The sequence below is a fragment of the Sporosarcina sp. P17b genome (assembly GCF_002743115.1).
In the GTDB taxonomy this organism is placed as follows: Bacteria; Bacillota; Bacilli; order Bacillales_A; family Planococcaceae; genus Sporosarcina; species Sporosarcina ureae_C.
Genome location: NZ_PDYP01000034.1, coordinates 1 through 3,251 on the forward strand (window position 1 = coordinate 1; position 3,251 = coordinate 3,251).

Here is a 3,251-nt window from a genome sequence, read left to right on the forward strand (position 1 = left end):
AAGGTAGCCGTATCGGAAGGTGCGGCTGGATCACCTCCTTTCTAAGGATTATGTTTTCTTGCCTGAAATATGGAAGAAACATTCGGAAGATAGATCTTCGATCTATCACGTTAACGTTTTGCGTTCAGTTTTGAAGGCTCATGTAGTTGAGTGTTCAAAACTTTTTTCTTGTTCATTGAAAACTGGATAAAACGACATTGAAAGTAATCAAGTAATCAACCGAATTGTATTTATACGATTCAAGCAATCTTTTTAACCTTTGGATTCCTATCGCTAGGATGAAATTGGACCTTTTATAGGTTAAGTTAGAAAGGGCGCACGGCGGATGCCTTGGCACTAGGAGCCGATGAAGGACGGCACTAACACCGATATGCTTCGGGGAGCTGTAAGTGAGCTTTGATCCGAAGATTTCCGAATGGGGAAACCCACTGTCCGTAATGGGACAGTACGTGTATGTGAATACATAGCATACTCGTGGCACACCCGGAGAACTGAAACATCTAAGTACCCGGAGGAAGAGAAAGAAACATCGATTCCCTTAGTAGCGGCGAGCGAAACGGGAAGAGCCCAAACCAAGAAGCTTGCTTCTTGGGGTTGTAGGACACTCTATACGGAGTTACAAAGGAATGTGTTAGATGAAGCGACCTGGAAAGGTCCGCAAAACAGGGTAAAAGCCCCGTAGTCGAAAGCACATTCTCTCCAGAGTGGATCCTGAGTACGGCGGAACACGTGAAATTCCGTCGGAATCCGGGAGGACCATCTCCCAAGGCTAAATACTCCCTAGTGACCGATAGTGAACCAGTACCGTGAGGGAAAGGTGAAAAGCACCCCGGAAGGGGAGTGAAATAGATCCTGAAACCGTGCGCTTACAAATTGTCAGAGCCCGTTAATGGGTGATGGCGTGCCTTTTGTAGAATGAACCGGCGAGTTACGATTCCATGCAAGGTTAAGCTGAGAAGGCGGAGCCGCAGCGAAAGCGAGTCTGAATAGGGCGAATAAGTATGGGGTCGTAGACCCGAAACCAGGTGATCTACCCATGTCCAGGGTGAAGGTCAGGTAACACTGACTGGAGGCCCGAACCCACGTATGTTGAAAAATGCGGGGATGAGGTGTGGGTAGCGGTGAAATTCCAATCGAACCTGGAGATAGCTGGTTCTCTCCGAAATAGCTTTAGGGCTAGCCTCAAACGAAAGAATCTCGGAGGTAGAGCACTGTTTGGACGAGGGGCCCATCCCGGGTTACCGAATTCAGACAAACTCCGAATGCCGATGATTTATGTTTGGGAGTCAGACAGTGGGTGATAAGATCCATTGTCGAGAGGGAAACAGCCCAGACCACCAGCTAAGGTCCCCAAGTATCTGTTAAGTGGAAAAGGATGTGGCGTTGCCCAGACAACCAGGATGTTGGCTTAGAAGCAGCCATCATTTAAAGAGTGCGTAATAGCTCACTGGTCGAGTGGCGCTGCGCCGAAAATGTACCGGGGCTAAACAGATCACCGAAGCTGTGGATTGACCTTAGGGTCAATGGTAGGAGAGCGTTCCAAGGGCGTTGAAGCTAGACCGGAAGGACTGGTGGAGCGCTTGGAAGTGAGAATGCCGGTATGAGTAGCGAAAGAAGGGTGAGAATCCCTTCCACCGAATGCCCAAGGTTTCCTGAGGAAGGCTCGTCCGCTCAGGGTTAGTCAGGACCTAAGTCGAGGCCGATAGGCGTAGACGATGGACAACAGGTTGATATTCCTGTACCACCTCCCCGCCGTTTGAGTAATGGGGGGACGCAGTAGGATAGGGTGAGCACACAGTTGGTTGTGTGTCTAAGCAGTGAGGTGGAGAACGAGGCAAATCCCGTTCTCATATAACACTAGGCTGTGATGGCGAGGAGATTTATCTCCAGAGTCCCTGATTTCACACTGCCAAGAAAAGCCTCTAGCGAGGCGGGAGGTGCCTGTACCGCAAACCGACACAGGTAGGCGAGGAGAGAATCCTAAGGTGATCGAGAGAACTCTCGTTAAGGAACTCGGCAAAATGACCCCGTAACTTCGGGAGAAGGGGTGCTCTGGTAGGGTGAATAGCCCGAGAGAGCCGCAGTGAATAGGCCCAGGCGACTGTTTAGCAAAAACACAGGTCTCTGCAAAATCGTAAGATGACGTATAGGGGCTGACGCCTGCCCGGTGCTGGAAGGTTAAGAGGAGGGGTTAGCGCAAGCGAAGCTCTGAATTGAAGCCCCAGTAAACGGCGGCCGTAACTATAACGGTCCTAAGGTAGCGAAATTCCTTGTCGGGTAAGTTCCGACCCGCACGAAAGGCGTAACGATCTGGGCACTGTCTCAACGAGAGACTCGGTGAAATTATAATATGCGTGAAGATGCGCATTACCCGCGACAGGACGGAAAGACCCCGTGGAGCTTTACTGTAGCCTGATATTGAATTCCGGTGCAGCCTGTACAGGATAGGTAGGAGCCTAGGATTCCGGAGCGCTAGCTTCGGAGGAGGCATTGGTGGGATACTACCCTGGCTGTATTGGACTTCTAACCCTTGCCCGTGATCCGGGCAGGAGACAGTGTCAGGTGGGCAGTTTGACTGGGGCGGTCGCCTCCTAAAGAGTAACGGAGGCGCTCAAAGGTTCCCTCAGAATGGTTGGACATCATTCGTAGAGTGCAAAGGCATAAGGGAGCTTGACTGCGAGACCTACAAGTCGAGCAGGGTCGAAAGACGGACTTAGTGATCCGGTGGTTCCGCATGGAAGGGCCATCGCTCAACGGATAAAAGCTACCCCGGGGATAACAGGCTTATCTCCCCCAAGAGTCCACATCGACGGGGAGGTTTGGCACCTCGATGTCGGCTCGTCGCATCCTGGGGCTGTAGTCGGTCCCAAGGGTTGGGCTGTTCGCCCATTAAAGCGGCACGCGAGCTGGGTTCAGAACGTCGTGAGACAGTTCGGTCCCTATCCGTCGCGGGCGCAGGAAATTTGAGGAGAGCTGTCCTTAGTACGAGAGGACCGGGATGGACATACCGCTGGTGTACCAGTTGTCTTGCCAAAGGCATCGCTGGGTAGCTATGTATGGACGGGATAAATGCTGAAAGCATCTAAGCATGAAGCCCCCTTCAAGATGAGATTTCCCATTACGCAAGTAAGTAAGATCCCTCAAAGATGATGAGGTGGATAGGTCTGGGGTGTAAGTACGGCGACGTATGTAGCTGACAGATACTAATCGATCGAGGACTTAACCTATTTTAAAAAGTAGTTACTTGAACT

Annotated in this window: 1 rRNA gene; it reads left to right on the forward strand. The window is 51.1% G+C overall.

Annotation, left to right across the window (positions count from 1 at the left end):
- Nucleotides 1–298 precede the first annotated feature (298 nt).
- Nucleotides 299–3,227: ribosomal RNA gene (locus tag CSV76_RS16825) — 23S ribosomal RNA — on the forward strand.
- The last annotated feature ends 24 nt before the right edge of the window (nucleotides 3,228–3,251 follow it).